General features: G+C 44.3%; 13 protein-coding genes. 2 read left to right on the top strand and 11 right to left on the bottom strand.

All coding sequences use genetic code 11. The annotated features are described in order from the left end of the window. Positions 1-101: 101 nt before the first annotated feature. Positions 102-1,853: an ABC transporter ATP-binding protein gene (locus MKX34_RS16010; protein WP_038571195.1), complete on the top strand. Its 1,752-nt coding sequence runs from the start codon at positions 102-104 to the stop codon at positions 1,851-1,853. Then, entirely contained in the window at positions 1,853-3,613 is a 1,761-nt protein-coding gene (locus tag MKX34_RS16005) for an ABC transporter ATP-binding protein (RefSeq protein ID WP_038571192.1), read from the top strand. The genes MKX34_RS16010 and MKX34_RS16005 overlap by 1 nt, the downstream gene beginning before the upstream one ends. Positions 3,614-3,707: 94 nt before the next feature. Here MKX34_RS16005 and MKX34_RS16000 read toward each other — a convergent pair whose 3' ends face one another. From MKX34_RS16000 to MKX34_RS15950, 11 genes are all read right to left on the bottom strand, one after another. Continuing rightward, entirely contained in the window at positions 3,708-5,270 is a 1,563-nt protein-coding gene (locus MKX34_RS16000) for an ABC transporter substrate-binding protein (protein ID WP_076296657.1), read from the bottom strand. Between the two features lie 90 nt (positions 5,271-5,360). Next, positions 5,361-6,296, bottom strand: coding sequence for a carbohydrate ABC transporter permease (locus MKX34_RS15995; protein WP_038571187.1), 936 nt, complete (start codon positions 6,294-6,296; stop codon positions 5,361-5,363). 13 nt (positions 6,297-6,309) lie between these two features. Next, positions 6,310-7,269, bottom strand: a complete 960-nt coding sequence (locus tag MKX34_RS15990) for an ABC transporter permease subunit (protein WP_038574490.1) — start codon at positions 7,267-7,269, stop codon at positions 6,310-6,312. 121 nt (positions 7,270-7,390) lie between these two features. After that, a complete protein-coding gene (locus MKX34_RS15985) occupies positions 7,391-10,741 on the bottom strand; it encodes a glycoside hydrolase family 9 protein (protein WP_076296658.1) in 3,351 nt (1,116 codons plus the stop codon). Positions 10,742-10,968: 227 nt separating this feature from the next. Continuing rightward, positions 10,969-12,711 (bottom strand): extracellular solute-binding protein, encoded by a 1,743-nt coding sequence (locus MKX34_RS15980; protein WP_076296659.1) that lies wholly within the window; start codon positions 12,709-12,711, stop codon positions 10,969-10,971. Positions 12,712-12,719: 8 nt separating this feature from the next. Continuing rightward, a complete protein-coding gene (locus tag MKX34_RS15975) occupies positions 12,720-14,303 on the bottom strand; it encodes a response regulator (protein WP_076272581.1) in 1,584 nt (527 codons plus the stop codon). Further along, on the bottom strand, positions 14,300-16,042 hold the full coding sequence (locus tag MKX34_RS15970; protein ID WP_076272580.1) for a histidine kinase: 1,743 nt from the start codon (positions 16,040-16,042) through the stop codon (positions 14,300-14,302). The genes MKX34_RS15975 and MKX34_RS15970 overlap by 4 nt, the downstream gene beginning before the upstream one ends. 142 nt (positions 16,043-16,184) lie before the next feature. Next, positions 16,185-17,396, bottom strand: a complete 1,212-nt coding sequence (locus MKX34_RS15965; RefSeq protein ID WP_076296660.1) for an FAD-dependent monooxygenase — start codon at positions 17,394-17,396, stop codon at positions 16,185-16,187. A gap of 5 nt (positions 17,397-17,401) precedes the next feature. Next, complete coding sequence (locus MKX34_RS15960) at positions 17,402-18,589, bottom strand: MFS transporter (RefSeq protein ID WP_256717621.1); 1,188 nt, start codon at positions 18,587-18,589, stop codon at positions 17,402-17,404. Positions 18,590-18,662: 73 nt separating this feature from the next. Continuing rightward, positions 18,663-19,232 (bottom strand): TetR/AcrR family transcriptional regulator, encoded by a 570-nt coding sequence (locus MKX34_RS15955; protein WP_076099198.1) that lies wholly within the window; start codon positions 19,230-19,232, stop codon positions 18,663-18,665. 469 nt (positions 19,233-19,701) lie between these two features. Then, positions 19,702-20,280 carry a TetR/AcrR family transcriptional regulator gene (locus MKX34_RS15950; protein WP_076296661.1) on the bottom strand — a complete coding sequence of 193 codons (579 nt, stop codon included), beginning with the start codon at positions 20,278-20,280 and terminating at the stop codon, positions 19,702-19,704. Positions 20,281-20,293: the final 13 nt, after the last annotated feature.

The following is a 20,293-nucleotide window of genomic DNA, read 5'->3' as shown; positions in this document are numbered from 1 at the left end:
TCATCGTTCTTTCAGGGTTTTTTCATTTTTCAGAAAAGTTAACTTTCAGTTTATCTTCTTTCGTTATCATTTAAGCAACGCCACATAAAGGAGTCAGATGTATGGTAACTATACTTAAGTACTTAAAACCGAAGGAATGGACCCTAATCGGTATCAGCATCCTGTTCATTGTCACACAGGTATGGCTGGATCTGGAATTGCCCGGTTATATGAGCGAGATTACTCGTCTTGTACAGATACCAGGAAGTGAAATGAGCGAAATCATTGCAGCCGGAGGCTGGATGTTGCTCTGTGCCCTCGGCAGTTTAGCCACATCAATCATAGTGGCAGGGATCGCCGCTAAAATTGCCGCTAACTTCTCTTCAAGATTACGCTCCAAATTGTTTGATAAGGTACAGTCTTTTTCTATGGAAGAAATCAACAACTTCTCTACAGCTAGTTTAATTACCCGTTCAACGAATGACATTACACAAGTGCAAATGCTAATTGTCATTGGTCTGCAACTGCTGGTGAAGGCTCCCATCCTTGCCGTTTGGGCAATGCTCAAAATTACAGGCAAGAGTTGGCAGTGGTCGCTTGCTACCGGTGTCGCAATTGGGGTATTGATTCTTATTGTCAGCATAGTGATCGTGCTTGTGCTTCCGAAATTCCAAAAATTGCAGCAACTGACTGATAATCTTAATCGTGTTGCAAGAGAAAATCTTACAGGCCTTCGTGTCATTCGTGCTTATAATGCGGAAAGTTACCAGGAAGATAAATTTAGCGTAGCCAACAGCGAGCTTACCCGAACGAATTTATTTGCCAACAATGTACTGTCCATGATGATGCCAAGTATTTCTCTCATTATGAGCGGTTTAAGTCTCGCAATATATTGGATTGGTGCTATTTTGATTCAAAATGCCAATGGTACGGCGAAGATGGGCTTATTTTCAGATATGATTGTCTTCTCATCCTATGCGATGCAGGTGGTTATGGCATTCATGATGCTGATCATGATTTTTATCCTGATGCCTCGTGCCCATGTATCCGCTAAAAGAATCAATGAAGTGCTGGATACTAAGCCAAGCTTAGAGAACGGATCACTTACTTCCTCTAAGACAAATCGGTTGGGTGAAGTCGAATTCAAAAAAGTCAGCTTTAAATATCCGGATGCAGAAGAATACGTTATTGAGGATATCAGCTTTACGGTGAAAAAAGGAGAAACTGTGGCCTTCATCGGTTCAACCGGATGCGGAAAAAGTACCGTAGTGAACCTGATCCCTCGCTTTTATGATGCTACAGCAGGTGAAGTGTTGGTGGATGGTATTAATGTTAACCAATATGAGCAAACTGCACTGCGCAATAAAATGGGATATGTATCTCAGAAAGCGATTTTGTTTGGCGGCACGGTGAGCTCTAATGTTGCTTTCGGCGACAATGGCAGTGATCTGTCCTCTGATGTTGTAGATGCCATTTACACCTCTCAAGCTTCAGATTTTGTTGAAAAGATGGAAGGAAGCTACGAGGCTCATGTCTCTCAAGGCGGTACGAACTTGTCTGGCGGTCAAAAGCAACGTCTTTCCATTGCCCGAGCCATTGCCCGTCGTCCTGAAATATTGATCTTCGACGATTCCTTCTCAGCACTTGATTATAAGACGGATCGCAAATTGCGTAGTGAATTGAAGAAGAAATCCAGCGGTACGACGATACTAATCGTTGCGCAGCGGATCGGTACAATCAAAGACGCAGATAAAATCATTGTACTGGAAGCCGGACGAATGGCAGGCATGGGAACACATGATGAATTGATGCAGACCTGTGATGTCTACCAAGAGATTGCTTACTCACAACTTTCAAAGGAGGAGCTAGCTTAATGAACAAAAGCAAAGAGCAACTCAACACGTGGAGCAAACTTCTCCACTATTGCAGAAAATATATCCCTGTAGTCCTTATAGCTATTATTAGTGCAGCAATCGGTACGGTTCTGACTTTGCTTGGACCGGATAAGCTTTCGGAGATGACAGACTTGATCACGGCGGGCCTCGTCACCGGAATTGATATGGAAGCAGTAACTTCTATCGGCCTTTTCCTTGTATTTATCTATATCCTTAGCGCTGTGTTATCTTTGGTACAAGGATTAATTATGTCCGCAGTTACGCAAAAGGTCTCCAAAAACTTAAGAGCCGATCTCTCACGCAAAATGAACAAACTTCCAATTTCTTATTATAATAATTCTACAACCGGTGACATTCTGTCCCGGGTTACCAACGATGTGGATACGATCGGGCAAGCTTTAAACCAAAGCGTCGGCACACTGGTAACTGCCCTTGCCCTCTTTACGGGATCCATCATCATGATGTTCAAAACAAATGTGATCATGACTATTACGGCGGTTGTTGCAACTATCATTGGCTTTGGCCTCATAGCGGCAATTATGAAAAAATCCCAAAAGTATTTTCAAAGTCAGCAAGAATACTTAGGGAAAATCAATGGTCATGTGGAGGAAGTATATACAGGACATACTGTAGTGAAAGCTTACAATGGTGAATCACAAATGCGCAATACATTTGAATCCCTGAATATGAATCTTAAAGATAGTGCATTTAAAGCGCAGTTCCTCTCCGGTCTTATGATGCCGATTATGATGTTTATAGGCAATCTAGGTTTTGTGGCCGTTTGTGTCGTTGGTGCTGTACTTGCTATGAACGGAACGATATCCTTTGGGGTCATTGTAGCCTTTATACTGTATGTCCGTTACTTTACACAACCGCTCTCTCAGATTGCTCAAGCCGCACAAAGTCTGCAATCGGCTTCCGCGGCAAGCAAACGTGTCTTCGAGTTCCTCGATGCTGATGAAATGGACAATGAAAGTCATAAAGAAAGACATCTTAAAACTGCAACGGGCAGAGTGGATTTTGAACATGTGCAATTTGCTTATGAAAATTCAGATAAACTTGTGATTAAAGATTTTTCTGCAGAGATTAAGCCTGGGCAAAAAATTGCTATAGTCGGCCCTACCGGCGCAGGTAAAACTACACTGATAAATCTTCTAATACGGTTTAATGAATTAAAGGGCGGAGAGATTTATATTGATGATACCCCCATCAGCAGCTTAACAAGAGAAAACATCCATGATCTATTCTGTATGGTCTTGCAGGACACCTGGCTTTTTGAGGGCACTATCAGGGAAAATCTGGTGTACAACAAAACAGGTGTAACCGATAAAGAAGTTGAAGATGCTTGTAAGTCGGTAGGCTTGCATCATTTCATTCAGACCTTAAGTGCCGGTTACAATACCATACTAAATGACAAGGTTAATTTATCCACCGGCCAAAAGCAACAGCTTACCATCGCCCGCGCGATGCTCAAGAATGCTCCAATGCTCATCCTCGATGAAGCTACAAGCTCAGTCGATACAAGAACAGAGCTCTTGATTCAGCAGGCAATGGATAAGCTTATGGAAGGAAGAACCTCCTTTGTTATTGCGCATAGACTCTCAACCATTAAGAACGCCGATGTGATTCTGGTTCTGAAGGAAGGCGATATTCTGGAAAGCGGCAGCCACGAAGAACTACTTGCCAAAAATGGTTTCTATGCGGAGCTTTATAATAGCCAATTTGATCAAGCCTCTTAAATCCTAGTTGAACTGTGAATTATATAGCGAAAGGACCTGCTTATTGTTCAGTATAAGAACAATAAGCAGGTCCTTTGTTCGCTATGAACGCATATTACCTACTGGCAAGGAATTCATCAAGCTGTTTCTGCTTTTCAGCAATGACTTTATCTAGGCCGGCCGATTTTTGGGCGGCGATAAATTTCGGTAATTCTTTGTCCAGATCAACCGAGCCGGTCTCAAGCATCTTCTGATATTCTCTTAGGACGTTTGCTAGTGCTCCAACTTCTGATTTGACTGGCTCACTGTCAAAGGTGAAGCCCAGCGCTGGTGACGATTTGGCCCCTTCGTTGAACTTTTTGAACTGCTCCCACTTGTCCGGAGCTTCCGAGCTCCAGACATAGTTGAGGAACTGATTTCCCAGCTCCCAAGCGACGCCCGGTGCGTACTGTCCTGACTTCTCCGTCTGCGTCATAACATTACCATTAAGTGTGAAATGTGTACCTTCAATACCGAAGTTAAGCAGATTAATAATCTCTTGATCTGTATGAAGCAGGTTAATCAGCATCATGGCGCGTTCCGGGTTCTTGGACGTTGATGAGATGGCTAACATGGCACCGGTAGTCTCCGATGTGGCGACCGTTTTACCTGTCAAAGTAATTTGTGCAAGCTTGCCATCAAGTCCTGTCGCGGATGCGATTTCCTCTGCTTTGCCTGGCTTGAGAGGCTCTACAGTGGAAAATACGTTGCCCGTCTTATAAGCATCAAGGGATGACGTTTGGGAAGTGGCCGCATCTTTGTTTAGATACCCCTTCTGGAAGAAATCACGGGTTACTTTTAATGCATTTAAGTATTGGGGATACTCTTCGGTCGGTTTGACTGTCGCCTCCGTGCCATTCTTATCGATAGCGCCAGGTATCGTCGTATCACCTAAAAAATCCAATTCCACAAAAGAGTGAGAGGCGAACGTGCCACCCGTTGTATACAGCGGATACATGGTTGGCTTCTTCTCTTTAACGATCTTATAAACGGCATCTAAATCTTCGATTTTTTGCACTTTACTCATGTCGATGCCGAGTTCATCGGCAATGTCCTTCCGGTACACAATGCCCCCTGACGATGCCAATTCTTTATTAGTAGGAACTGCATAATTTTTGCCGCCGATTTTGGAGCCATCGAGAAAAGCTGGATCCAAGCTATCCTTAATGCCCTGGCCATACTGATCGAGCAAGGGACCGAGATCTAAGTAAGCACCTTTGGCAACGTTCTTTGCATACCCGTTCCATGAGGCTGTAAATAGAATGTCTACGGGCTCTCGAGAAGCGATGATGAGGTTAGTCTTATCATCCCATGCTCCCCAATCGATTGGTGCGATATCTACCGTCGCGTTGATTTTTTCGGTCAAGATCTTGTTCAGCGCTTCCTCGACGATAGCCTCGTCCGCCTGTGGAGCTCCTTCGTAGACCAGCTTTAGTTTGTAGGGTTCCAGCTTCGAGGGCTCATTGGATGTGTTATCGGTGGTTGAATTCGCTGATGAGCTCGGTGTGGCGCTTTCTTTTCCGGCATTATCCGGTGTAGCGTTGTTCGAGTTGTTTGAATTGCCGCAAGCCGTAGTGCCTACTGCTGAGATAAGCATCAGTGTGAGAAGCAGTGAAGCCTTGCTTTTCGTATCCTTCATTTTCAAGTAATCCCCCCGTAAAATAGAATGATATGCTAAACCATATACTGGTTTTAGCCGTTTCCGTGCCCACGTAAGTGATCAGCAATCTTAGCCTTTAACGGAGCCTACTGTCAGTCCTCTAATAAAGTATTTCTGGAAGAACGGGTAAGCAAATACAATAGGTCCAACACCTACAACCACCATCGCCATACGCACGGTTTCACTTGGGAAGTTAATCATTCCGCCAGCTCGGGTAATTTCAGCCATCGCGTTCGGGTTACTGGATAAGTACTGGATGTTGACCATCATCTTGTAAAGAAAGTACTGCACGGATATATTGTGGTTGTCTGTAATAAACATTAAGCTTAGGAACCAGTCGTTCCAGTATGTCAGTGTTTGGAACAGTGCTACGGTTGCCAGAACCGGCAGAGATAAGGGCAATACAATTCGGATAAATATCCGTAGCTCCCCTGCCCCATCTATTTTGGCTGACTCCAGCACAGCTTCAGGTACGGTCTCCTTAAAGAAAGTGCGCATGATCAGTACCCAGAATGCGGACATGATCAGCGGCATGATCAGTGCCCAAAGTGTATCTTTTAATTCCAGCATCTGTACGTAAACCAAGTACCAAGGGACTAAACCGCCGGATATCAGCATCGTTAGAAAAACAAAAAATGTAAAATACTTAGCCTGTGGAAAATTATTCCGGGAAATGGGGTACGCATACAGTGCTATTATGATGACGCTTAGTATCGTGCCGATCACCGTGACAGTTAGTGAGATTCCATAGGAATGAACGATTTGACTGATATCTTTCATTAGGAATCGATAGGCTGCCAGATTGAAATTTTCGGGCATAAATCGATATCCGTGTGTCATAACGGACTGCTCATCGGAGAACGATACCGAAAGAATCAGCAAAAGCGGTAGGATACAGAGCGCCGAATAGATGACGAAGAAGATGTTGATGAGGGTTGACGCCCATCCCGACAGCTGATTCTTTGGATTGGACCCAGATAAGGATTTACTCTTTGTATTGGTCATAAGGGCTCCTCTCTTAGAACAGCGCGTTCTCGCGGTTAAAGCGGCGAACGACCCAATTAGATACAAAAACCAAGATGAAACCAACTACTGATTGGAACAGGCCTGCTGCTGAGGAAAGTCCGATATCCCCAACGGTCAGGAAGGTGCGGTAGACATAGGTATCGATAACGTTTGTCACAGGGAACAATGCCCCCGATTCACGCGGCACTTGGAAGAATAGGCCAAAGTCAGCATTGAAGATCCGGCCAACCTGCAGCAAAGTCATAATCGTGAGGACAGGCATGATCAAGGGAATCGTGATTTTCTTGATCTGTTGCCACTTGTTCGCCCCGTCTATCGTCGCGGCTTCGTAGTACTCCTCGTCGATACCAATGATTGCTGCCATGTACACAACCGTGTAGTACCCCATGTTTTTCCACGTGTTAATGATCGGCAAGACGATCGGCCACACTTCTTTCGTGAAGTACCAACGTACGGAATCAAGACCAAGCGCCGGCAGCAATGTGCCGTTGAAGTATCCTCGTTCGTCGCTCATGAACCCATACACTAAGTACGAGATGACGATCATCGACAGGAAGTATGGCAGGAACATGATCGTTTGGTGTAGCTTCGAGAGGAAGCGGTTCTTCATCTCGTTAAGCATCAAGGCGAACCCCAGTGGAAGCGCCATGTTCAATACAATAAACAGCGAGTTATAAAGCAATGTGTTGCGAATGATGATGTACGAATCCTTCGAGGCAAACAGGTATTCGAAATTTTTCATCCCTGTCCAGGGGCTTCCAAGGATACCGTCCTGGTAGTTAATTGTTTTAAAGGCAATTACGATCCCGAACAAAGGGATGTAGTTATTTATTACAAGCAGAACGATTCCCGGCAGCATCATTGCGTAGAACATCCAGTAAGTACGAAGATTCTTCACGATGGAAAAATTACGTACAGTACGTATCGGTTTCCTATTTGTAGGAAGTGGCATAGCTTTCAATAGAGTTGTTGCACTCCTTTCACTGTCTTACACACTCCCCACACCGTTGTTTAGGCGGTAATGGGGAGTTCAGGTTTTCGCTATTGAGCCGTAATGGCAATTGTGACGTTACTTATTGAGGTTCTGTTCCCCACTGAAGAGCGCCTGCGACATAGCCAGTTGTATGACTCCAATCGGTGTAAGTCGAATCGGTCGGATCGAAGGAGTAATCGCCCGTCTGCGTGTAGTTCGTCCAATCGGTCTTGTTCATGCGGATCTGAAGCTCAATGCTGTCTCCAGCAGCCAAACTTCCAGCTCCGCTCGTAAAGCCGATTTCCAGATAATGATCAGCTCCTGTCAAAGGAGCCGGCAACTTGACGAAGACGCCAGTTACGTTGCTACTGCCGACAGTGGACCAATCGCACCAGAAATTCTGATCCTTCTCCCCATCGATCGTGTAATAATAATGAAGCTTCACGTCGGACAGATTGATGGCAGTGGTACCGGTGTTCTTCAGCTTTATCCGTGGGTTTAACGAATTGCTCGTTGCCGTAACAGGAGAATTGTACTGCTGCACTGTGATAGAACCACTTCCGGTAGAGGAGGTATCGACCACGGAGACCGCAAGATTCGCACTTGCTCCTGTGCTAAAGTTGAAAGTCAGTGTCGTTGTTCCCACCGGTTGGGCAGCCAGATAAGCCTTCTGGATCGTCACTGTCGTGCCTGATACGGTGTAGTCCGTACCAGCAACTAGGGCAGTCGTGCCATTATTAATGCCGATGAGTGTGTTATCGTTCAGCGTCAAGGTCACCGGAATGTCGGTCTGATTCGCGGTTTGCTTGTCAAAGGTAGCGGTCGTCGGACTGATCGTCGAGTTAATAACCGACGAATCGTTCACAGCAACGGATAGCGTAGCAGATGAACCGGCGTTAAACTGGAAAGTGAGGTTGACCGTGCCGATTGGCTGCTGCGCGAGATAGCTCTTGTGTAGAGTGACCGTGTTACCCGAAACGGTATAGTCCGTGTCCACAACCAGAGATGTCGTACCGTTCTTAATGTCGGTGAGCGTGTTGCCGTTCAACGTTAGGGTCACCGGAATATCAGCTTGATTTGCGGTTTTCTTATCAAAGGCAGCAGTCGTTGGATTAATGGTCGAATTGGTGCTATTTCCGGTTGCGAATGCGGCAATGAATACCAACCCTGAATTCCAATAAACGGTATGTTCATTTGTAGTCCATTCTTGGAAGTTATCGGTATAGTTCTTGGCTGCAAATCTTGATATCTGGTTTCCTACAGTTATGTCATTGGAGTATTTATTCGGTCCTCCGACCAGATATCCCTTAGGTACACCAGGTAAACCATCCGTTCTATACATGATGCTGAACGGATATTTCACGCTGTTATCGCCGTAACCTGATACAAAAGATACGCCTACCGGGTTCTGCCCCAGAATCCAGTCTAACTGGCTATTGTTAATCTCATTAATGATAGCGCGGTTGCTCTCAAAAGTTCCCAGCAATTTCGTACCGATGATCATTTCCATCGGTGTGTCCGCAACCTGCATGGTAATTCCCCAATAGTAGTTACCATCTTTTATGATGCTTTTCCAAGGGCTGTCGTTGTATCTGCTCACTTTGTCATTGAACCATTGCTGGAATTTATCCGAATACCAGCTTAAGACTCCAGAGTCCGGATTAGCGGCTTTCAGATAGCTGAAGAAGCCTGTATTCCAGGTGTTTGCCCAACCACTGGCGAAATCAAGGGTATCCTCAAAAAATATTCCCATATCAGTGTAATTCGCCAGGAAATAATCGTTGTATTCGGCATCGCCGGTTGATCGGTACAGGGAGCCTGCAGCCCACAGACGATTCGAAGCGTCATCCGTCACATCGTAAGGCCATCTGCCCGTGTTAGGCGTCCGAATATTTTCCGGATGTGCTTCCAGGTACCCCCATGCGTCTATTGCCGCATCCAAGCAACTTTGGGCAAAAGCCGGATCAATATTCTGATACATTAAGTAGGCATGTGCCAATACACCTGCTGCGGTAGCTGTATCGGCGGTCGTTTTGATATCAGTCCGCGAGCTTACCGTATCCTTATCGATAATTTCTCTGTCTACCATATTGTCGTCATCCTGAAAGGTCACTCGCGCATAGAAACCGCCAGTTGCAGCATCCTGCATTTTGAGCATCCATTCCAGTTCCCACCTTGCCTCATCCAGGATGTCGGGAATGCCGTTTCCGCTCTCAGGAATATTAAATTGATTGTCCGTAAATTTCTCCGGCATCATTTCATAGGCCCAGAAGAGATCCGACAAGGCTTTGGCTCCTGCGTTAACGTACTTGCCTTTATCGCCCGCATCGTACCATCCCTTGGAAACATCTTTTTTGATGGAAGGATTGGACATTAAAGGCACTGCGGTGTCAGGAGTAAAATCTGTTCTTTGATAATTTTGAGTGTATGGGCTGGTAATATTAATCCCGGTTCTCTGGTAATAGAAGTATCTCGTTACGTCATTTAAAAAGGGTTCATAGATTTCGTTAGCTTCGCTGATAGTGAACTTGGGCGAATTCTGAAGACCCTGAACTGAAACATAATATTTTCCCGGAATCGTTAAATTTGTGAAATCGGCGGTAAAAATACGCTCCCCGCTGTCAATAGCATCATAATTCTTGGTGAGTACAAGCGTTCCGGAGTAAGCTGTGGAATTATTTGTGGCGTTAATAACGTTAAACGGAGTACCTGCATCGACCGTGAGCACATCCTCAAAACCGGTTACGAGCGCTTGCTTTACTCCATCTACGGGATAACCTAATTGATTGACCTTGATGGGTGCGTACTCTTTTTCCTTATCGGGAGACGTAACCCTAATGTCATTAAGCCAGACTTTTAAAGGTTGAAAACCATTATTCTTGATGGATAATGCATCTATGGAAGATACATCAATTCCTTGGGAGACCTGAATTAGATCCTTTAACGGGATCTTCACATGGGTCCAACTTGTAGTAATGCTGACGTAGTTGTTAATGTTTACTGTAGTGGTAATTTCATTGCCGGCAGCTCTTTCGAATACCCGGTCTTTGAAGCCCAGTAAAAAGGACTCTCCACCCGCATTTCCTTTGATATTAAACTCAAGGAATCCATTTGGATGATAAGAGGTAAAGTCATACGCTTTCCAGCCGGCAACCGTAATTAAAGCGTTGTACCAGGAAGGACTGGTAGGCGTCTTCGCATTCAACAATAATGAAGGCAATCCATTGTACATTGCTGTAGAATCTATGGGCAGCTTGCTGTTCTCCGTCTCCAATCCAAACCCGCTATCTCCTGCCCAGCCATCGGATATATTACTGAATATTTGGTAATCTAGTAAGTCTCTCCATCCTGCAGGCGCTTCGGGGGTTGCCGCATTAGTCTTGATCGGATTTGAAAAAAAGATAGTCACAAACATAGTTAATGCCAGAAACACGCTTACTTTTTTCCTCATTACCTCTCCTCCTAAAAAGTTTTGTGAGCATAAACTGCTTCGCTCCGCTTCAAACAAAACTCAGTTCGAAAGTTTACACTTAGTTGTGAGAGTTACTCTATGATTAGCTTCGTATACCATCACCTCTTTTTATTGAAAACGCTTTCTAATAAAATCATTTTAATTCAATAAGTTAATCCTGTTATATAGAAGAAATAAAGGAACATAGAAGAAAACAAGCCACAATATTATGGCTTGTTTTCCATGTACCAATTATTTACTTCTCTCGTGATTACGTCGCCGCCATTCTTGTAAAATTGGGCTACGAACTCATCAAAGTAGGAGAGCGGCTTCTCGCTATAAATGATGCTCAGATAACTCTCCGTTGCGAGTTTCTGCAGGAACACTCCGTGTTTCTCCATCCCGTCCGTTAAAGGTCCGTGGTACCGGTTCGGGATTTCGAGTCCCTGCTCAGCAATCGCCACCCCAGCCGCCGTAAGTTGAGCCGAGTTCAAACCTTTAATGGCTTGTTCGATCGGCGTCGTCACTATGGCTTCCGAATTTTCAGATAATTTTCTGATTGCATCCGCATTCATATAAGGCAAGGCTGGAGCGCCACCTGTTAGCGGATAGAGCATCCAGCGCATATCCATTGAAGACCCGTCCGCAAGCGGCCACTTATCATTCGGCACGCCTTCAGTCGCAAAATTGACAGTAATGACCTTGTCGTTCATGATCACATAATCGTAACCTTCGTGAAACCCTTGTGCGAATCGGGGATCGAAGTACGGATCATCCGGTCCGAAATTTTTGGCAAGCAACTTGTTATAATAAGCGAACCAGGCTTCCATATTCGTGAAATCCTTGCTGAACACCGTATAGATACCGTACAACGGCTTTTGTGCCTTGCCCTTTAACCCATCCGGTCCGGCAGGAAGGGAATAAGCCTCCCAATCCGCTTCCGGGTCGACCTTCACTGTATCGCCGAGCGGCCAGGCTCCCATCCAAAACGGGCCGAACATGACACCAGCCATTCCGTTAACCGCCAGTTCGGACGCTTGGCTCGGGTCCTGCATGCCTGCATCCCTGTCCATGTAGCCCTTCGCCATCCAGGACGCCATCGTTTCCAGGTATTTCTTAGCATCCGGATGTACGGCGCCAAAGATCAAGCTGCCCTTCTCGTCCTCATTCCAGAACAGTTTGATGTCAGACGTGCTAATCATCTGCCTTGAAAAAGCTCCGGCGATCGCATCTGTCTGCCCCATCCAGCTCCAGGGACCTTCCTTTAGCGGAACCGCCAGACCAACTTCGTCATCTTCGCCATTCCCATTAGGATCTTGTTCAGAAAATGCCTTCAGCACGTTCTCCAACTCACTTATCGTCGTAGGCGGGTTCAGCGACAGTTTCTCAAGCCAATCCTTACGGATCCACATGACCGTTCCCTCATCTCCTGCACTAAAACGGGGAAGTCCATATATCTTGCCGTCTTTGGTTACTTCTGCCATAGTATAAGCGTACTTCTCGAGCGCTTCTTTTAGCTTAGGATGCGCATACTTCTCGATGGCATCATCCAGCGGAAGCAGCTTGTCGGCTTTCAGCAGATACTTCAGGATGTCTCCTTCAGCGCTAAGGGTGTCCGGCAGCTTGCCATTCACAGCCAGCGCCAGCCGAATTTTGGTATCTGCATCCTCGAACTTGCTGACAATCCAATCAAACTTCGTGACGATTCCCAGATTATCTTCCATCCAGCGGGTGTGCACGTTGTCTGTAAGGCTCTCATCTGGCTTGAATGCGTTAGGCCGATTCTCGTCCACGATTCCTGTTGTGATCGTTATAGGCGGATCGTATTTAAAGTCCCATACCGGCTTCGTTTCCCCATTGGATGTACTGTTCTGTGCCGTTTTCCCTGTGTTACTTAAACAGCCGGAAACTAGCAGTACTCCGCTCAGAACTGCCCATAGAAATCTGGCCTTTCTTTTTTGCTTCTTCACCGGCCCAATCACTCCATTCCCGATCGGTATCTATCCCTGAATTCCTGCGGCGTCACCTGATAATAGTCACGGAATTTCCGAATAAACCAGTTGGTATTGGGATAGCCAATACTTTCACCAATATGGTAGATTTTATTATTTGTATGCTTGAGCACCTCGCAGGCTTTGAGCATACGCTGCTCGTAAATATATTGGGATACGGTAGTGCCTGTACACTGCTTAAAGATTTTTGACAGATGGTTAGGATGTACGAAGACGCGTTTGGCCAGCAAAGTAAGTGACAAGTCCTTGTCCAGCTCTTTCTGGATGTAGAGTTGCGTCTTCCGGACGATCACCTGGCTGTGGTCCTCGGTCTCCTCCCCTAGCTTATCGCGAAGTGTGCGTAGTAAGTCGAGCGCCCAGCTTTCCAGCTGCGACGCGTGCAGCATCGCTTTTCCTTTAACGAAAGCCGATTGCTCAGGAGTGAGCATTTGGGCCAGCGTCCTGCCGCTGCGATTCGCGATATACTGGAAGGCATTGGAGAGAAAGAAAAAGACATCGCGCATGAGGTAAGGCGAACCCGTATGCATTAGCGGTGATACAAACGCTCGGATCTTAGCTTCCGCCGCTTCCCATTGCTCCGTTTCCAAAAGATGTGTCAGCAGAGGCGTTTCATAGAGCTTGCGCATAAGACGCGCTTCCTCTTCATTCTGCTCGGGCACCTGCCCACCCGAAAAACCGTCACTATCTAATCGCGATTTAGCTGTCATATAACTAGCTTGCAGTCCTTCCGGGAATAGACAGTCGGTTTCCCCTACAGAAATTTTACCTTTAAGCAAACTCTGTACTTCTTGCTTTAATCGCTCTATCCGCTCAAGCACCCATTCCGGATCGGGTGGTGCTCCTGACAGGTCGTATACCAGAGCGAGCAGGTTTCCTTCATCATCCGCCGCCGACCAGCAGTCATAGCGGTCCATCAGCAATTCTTCCAGCATGTTTGTTACCGCGAACCGGATCAGTGACTGCGAATAGAGGTCTTGTCCATCGAAGGGGGAACCCAATCGGACCAGGCACATCGAGACATGACCTGGTATCGGAAGAGGGAGGTCAAACAGCTTTAACTTCTCTGCAAGCGCCTTGCTATTCAGATTTCCGCTGAGCACTTTGAGCAACAACCCTGCTTTCAGTTCTGCACTATTGTCTCGGTAGATACGGAAGCCCTGTTCGATTGATCGCTCCTGCTCAAGCTGCTTAATGATCCGGCCCATTGCCTTAAGTAGCTGCTCGTCCTTCGCGGGCTTCATCAGGTAATCGAGCGCTTGCAGCTCAATCGCTTTTCGGGCGTAATCGAAGTCCGCATAACCTGTGAGCAGCAGGCACTTCAGCCCTGGAATACGAAGCCTGGCCTGTTCGATCAGTTCCAGGCCGTTCATGCGGGGCATACGGATATCCGTCATAAGGATGTCAATGGGGAAGGTGTCTATCAGAGCAAGTGCCTCGCTCGCGCTGTAAGCCTTCCAAACGCGGGAGATACCAAGTGTCGCCCATGGAATTGTATCTGCCAGACTGTCCGCATAATGTTTCTCGTCATCAACTACAAGCAGGCTATTCATTGCTCTTCCTCCTTCGTTTCGTCTTTCATCCCAAGTCTCCAAATCAGCCTCACGTTTAGCCCCCCCAGTCTGGACGGGCAAAACTCAATTTGAGCGTCTGAACCGAAGTTGCCTTGCAGTCTTTGATATACGTTCCAAAGACCGCAGCCTGCATATTCACTGGCCGGAATATGAAGCTCCATTTGCAGTTGGTCCATCCGTTCTTTATTTAATCCTTTTCCGTTATCCTCCAATTCCAAGTGCAATTGATCTTCATTGACGTAAACTCTAATTTCAACCCGGCCTGGATATTCGACGTTCTCAAGTCCATGCACGATCGCATTCTCCACGATCGGTTGGATAAGAAGCCGGGGAATTCGCAGCTCCGCCAACTCTTCAGGCAGTTCGATGCTGTAGGACAGCGTCTCATTGCGAAGCCGAAGAATCTCGAGGTGAATGCGCACGAACGCCAGTTCTTCCCCCAGGCTGACTCCTTGATTATCCATTCGCGTCGTATACCGGTAATAGTCGGCCAGATGATACGCCATGTCTATGACAGCCCGATTCTTTCCCATCTTGGTCATATTAATGATGAAACCTAAACAATTGTACAGAAAATGAGGATGAATCTGTGCTTGTAGCTGTTTTAGCGTAGCATCGCGCGCAAGGATACGCGATTGTAGGACATTCTCGATGAGATCTTGGATCTGCGTCGCCATCTCGTTAAAGTTCTGCATCAGGAACGTGAATTCATTGTTTGATTTCTTCGGCAGGCGGTAGGCGTAATCGCCTTCCTTAATCCGCTGCACCGCACGCACAAGTTGAAAGATAGGCCGATGTACGTTCCAGTACAAGGCAGACGCGGCGGTAATACAGGATAGGAGCAAAATAATCGAAGAAGCTCCAAACAATAACCGCTGTTGCTTGATAGGTCCGATAATCTGGTTAAGTGGAACAGAATCGACGAGATGCCACTCAAGAATATTGGAATAATAATAGGTAATCAGATAAGGCCTGCCGTCGAAGGAATGAATTAAAAAACTTGAATCCCGGATATTGATCCTGTCGCCTAATTCCGCGATAATTTGGTCCATCTTGGGCCCATCTGCGGATCGGCTGGCGATGATGGCATGTCCTTCTTTGTAAAAAAACGGGTTGTCAGAGTGACCAGATTTGTAGGTATCAAGCAAATTTTCGAAGCTCCACTTGTAGAGGTTAATGCGAACGGCAACATCCAGATCGTCCGTACGGGCTGGTTTGTAACCCGTAGTGACATAAGTTCGAGTAAACCCGGAGCCAATCTCCAAATCTTCGCTGTAGCTCCACCCTAGCGAAAATCGGCTTTCAAACTCTTGAAGGTCATATTCATAGGAGGGGGAAGAAGAAATACTATCGTCTCGTTGCGGGAAATAGACGGTCACGTCATTGCGCCAGTTGCCCGATGCGCTGGCCAGCGACAGCTTCTCTTGGATCAGCAGCCTTGTTTTCATTAGGGAATAATCGCTCACGTTGAGGTTGTAAAGGTACTCCAGCACGTTCGTGTCAACGAGCATAGGTGCGGAGACTAAGTCGAACTTCTCAATGCTGGCATCCAGTTGTGCCACGAAAAGCTCCATCCGGTTCAGGCTGGCTTTGATAAGCTCCTCCTGTATGACGTTGATGCTCTTAGAGGTAGAATAATAGTACAGCGCCACAACCGGAGTTAGCAAAATCAGCAATAACACTAACATTTTCTGAAAAATATTAAATTTGATCCGCATGGGATTTCCATCCTTGTTTTGTAATTACACCTCAACCTGTATTTTACAATGGATAGAAAGCGTTTTCTATACAAATTCTTTGCGTTTCAACAAATTAAAATAACCTCATTCCCAATGAACTCTACTTAGGAATGAGGCTTCGTTAAAATTTAAAGGCATTATCAACCGTTATTTTAGGACTCCCCAAAAAGAATCTCCGCATTAAATATCTAGCGATCCTGCTATTTCCCATCAGTTTCATGCACGCTAGCGAGAAGTTTTTAATCCCTTTAGGGGATTTAACGATCATGCTGATTATCAACTGTTGAGCAAAATGCACAAAACGAATTTCCCGATTACGAATGGGCTGCAAACGATCTAAACGCTTGTATTCATGATTTGGCTCTAATTTTGATGCAACAATAAGTTCAGCTGTGACCAGCGCTGTTTCAAAAGCCAAGGACAATCCGATAGCTCCGAGTGGAGAAGAACAATGTGCAGCATCACCGATTAGAATACAACCCTTATCATGCCAATTGTCCACCATAAAAGTCTCTGATTGGATAGAAACGAACGATTTGAAATCACTGATTTTTTCAATGTCTTCTTCAAGCTCAGGAAAGGCCTTTATGAATTCAAGCTTTAATGGTTCGATGCCTTTTCTTTTTATGGTATTCCATTGGTCTTTCTTCATTGTAAAACCTATTTGCACACAATCAGAGGAATAAGGAAGCGCTATGAAGTTACTAAAATCAGACAATCTGAAAAGGAGTTTTTGATTTAGCTTGAACTCATTAGTCGATATTTTGCACCAGATTAAATCAAAATCTTCTTTTTTATACTTAAAAGAAAAATCGCTTGTCTTCCTAACCGTGGACATCCGTCCATCCGCTCCGACTACTAAAGAAGCATGGATCTCAGTCATTTGTCCATCTACTAAGGCGTTTACCCCGACTGTTCGATTTGTACTTTTAATAGTTGAAGTGACCTTAGCGTTAAAAATGAGCTCAAAATTAGTATAATCCTTTGCTAGATCGTAAAGAAAAGTTAACAGGACGGATTGTTTTATTTTAATTGCGTAAGGTGCCTCTGGCATTTCCTTTTTATAATCAATTTGAGTGATATATTTTTTATTATTCCATATTTCGGCATAAAATAATTTTATATGCTCATACTTTTCAAGACGCTGTTCCAGGTTCAGCTCTTTCATGAGCCTTACAAATCGAGGCTGGAGAACTTCTCCTCTAAACTTGCGATTAAAGCTTGTTTGACTTTCCAGTACAGTAACTCTAATTCCGTTTTTGGCTAACAGCAGCCCTAGAAAGAGACCTGAAGGTCCACCACCAACAATGCAAATCTCCGTTTCTTTAATCATTCCTATCACTCTGTGGGTAAAGAAGCAGCCCGTTCATTTTTCACTACTGGAACCCTAGCCGATAATCTAAGAAAAAGAGAGATTAAAAAACCTAATAAAAGAATAGAACCTAATATAGTAAAGGATAACGAATAATTTTCTGTTTTTAATAATTTCAAAGCTAATATCGGGCCTGTGCTAGCGCCTAGGAATAGAATAAATGCATTGAATGAAATAGCAGACCCTCTTGCATTTCCCCCTAATTGACTGACAATTGAGATGATAACGGGAGTTACCAGCGCGATACCAGCCACAAATACAACGCTCATTAGGACAAGAAGTGGCAGGTTCGTGCTAAAACCTAGAGCAAGCAACCCAATTGCAGCTAAAGCTAAGCCTCCCCTTAGAACAGCAGCCATTCCAAGTTTTTGAGCAATTCTTCCGGAAAAGGGTGCTAAAAGCATCCCCGCGATTCCAAATGCACGAATATAAAGGATATCCTGTGAGGAAAGTCCAAACTTAGCTGAGCTTAAATAACTTCCCAAAACGGTGTACATGCCAACTAAAGTTAATAGGAGCATAAAGGTTATCGCAAAAGCCAAAAGCAATTGTGATTGTTTTAGCAGAATTGTCATTTGTTTAAACTTCCGCAGAACATTTTCTTTCGGTCTTAGCATTTCATCTTTAGGAAGGAACCTTATTACAATCACTGAAGTAATACCATACACAATCCCCAAAATAAAGAAAATAGCACGCCAGCCAAGAGCTTCGTTAACAATCCCACTAAAAACCTGGCCTACTATGCCTGCCATTAACAGTCCTGAGCTTATAAATCCAACGGCTGTTAATCTTTTATGAGGCGGGAACATTTCCCCTGCATACACTAGCGCAATAGGTGCAAAAGCAGCAGCCACTAGGCCTTGCACTCCTCTGAGCATAATAAGCCCGTAAAAACTATTCACAAATCCTAGCGCAAGCGTAACTACGGTTAACCCAATAATGCTGGCTACTAAAAATACTTTACGTCCATATCTGTCTGAGAAAGGTCCATACAAAAGACAGCCCAGAGCATAACAAAGAGAAAATGAACTCCCAATCCAAGCCGCCTCACTCGGGCTAATTTGAAAGGCATGTGAAAATACTTCGGATAATGGAATTGTAATATACATGCTAGTTAAAATAACTAATCCACACCAAAATAAAATAATCGTCATTAATGAATAGTTCTTATTGTAATTCTGAACGTCTATCGTCTGATTCATAAAGTGAATATCCCCCGGTTTACTATTAATTTGCAACAGTGATGCCTTCCAAGACATGGATCAACAAATCCTTTATGTAATCCGCATCCGGAATTTTTTTATAGATGAGAATTTGAAAGTAAATGGGACCATAAAGCAGATCTAAAGTTATATCCAGGTTAATTGTTGACTTCAATTCTCCCTTATCTATGTCTGCTTGGAGTAATTGTTTGGCTTCATTTCTTTTAGTCATTAAAAACAATACGTAAAAATCTTTCGCGATTTCTTCGCTCTCTGTAACTATAGTTAAAGTGGATTTCCCGATTTTGCTATTGAGGATACGAGCTAAAGCTTCAAGCTGTTGTTTAAAGTTAACCTCAATGGATTTATTGCTATCAAATTCAAACTCTGATTCTACGGTCATTAGAAAAGCGTCCAATACAAGCCGTGCTTTATTTTCCCACCATCTATAGATGGTTGTTTTGCCAACTCTAGCTTGTGCTGCAATAGCCTCAATCGTTAATGATGAATAACTGTTAGATTCCAACATTTCTAGAGTTGCAGTAAGAATCTCCTTTTTACTTCGAGGTTCTTTGTTTTTCACGTTCAATTTCATTTCACCTCCTAGATGTTATTTATTAAAAGTATGTAATTATAGAACGATACGTATCGTTTCATTTGTTACATTATCTTATATCATTTTCATCAAATTTAAAATAGCTAATTTGAGAATTATTATTTTCTGGATTTAGGCATGCGTTAGATGAGTAAACATAACTTGTGCATACAAAAACTAACGCTTCGGAATGGTCCGAAGCGTTAGTTTTTGTGGATATTTGCAATTTAGGATTTGATGACTAGTTTATCAACTATAAACATAATAAAAATAATAACAAAAATAATTACGATAATTATACCTACTGGTGATTCGAAAAAAATGAGCATGAAATAAAGTAATATCATCTCCCAAAATGACCAGTCAAAATCAACCATAGGTTCCACCTTTCTGATAATCTTGGCGAAGTGATTAAACCTTCCTGTTCGTGGGACTTGTCCCGAGTGTTATGCTTGTAAGCGTTCCTATTCTATCTTATCAAGAGTCCCAGGCCACTCATTACATAAGGACGAACAATGTCCACAAGTAAATCGGTCTGATCAGCCTCCCCCTCAATTAACCAAGTAAATGCAGCGCCATAGATCGCTGAACCTGTCATTGCTGAAATGATCTTTGTATGTTGGCGGTCTGCGATATCATAATTAATCCCTTTCAAAAATATGTTTTCAATGATTTGCTGCAGCATATTTTTCACTTTCTCATCCACTAGCTTAGCAATGGATTTAGAATCCATTCTGCATTTCTGATAAAAATCAACGATGTACTCATGAGTCAACAAGATCAACTGATTACATATTTCATCTGAAAACTCCCGTGCATTCTTTACTTGTTCAGGAATCATTTCATGAAAAGACTGTTCTGTAAATTCATCGAGTAAAGCATATTTATCTTCATAATGGGCATAAAAAGTAGCCCGGTTTATCGTAGCTTTCTGTGAGATATCTTTTATTGTCATTGAATCAAATCCTTTAGTCTGTAAAAGATTTCTGAAAGCTTCTCTTATTAACAGGCGAGTCCGTATTACTCTCGGATCTTCTTGATGTACCATCTGAGTCTCCCCT

This window comes from Paenibacillus sp. FSL R5-0636 (assembly GCF_037974255.1).
GTDB classification, from domain to species: Bacteria; Bacillota; Bacilli; order Paenibacillales; family Paenibacillaceae; genus Paenibacillus_AQ; species Paenibacillus_AQ odorifer.
The sequence above is the reverse complement of the archived record's forward strand: the minus strand, read 5'-3'. Positions and strand labels throughout refer to the sequence as shown.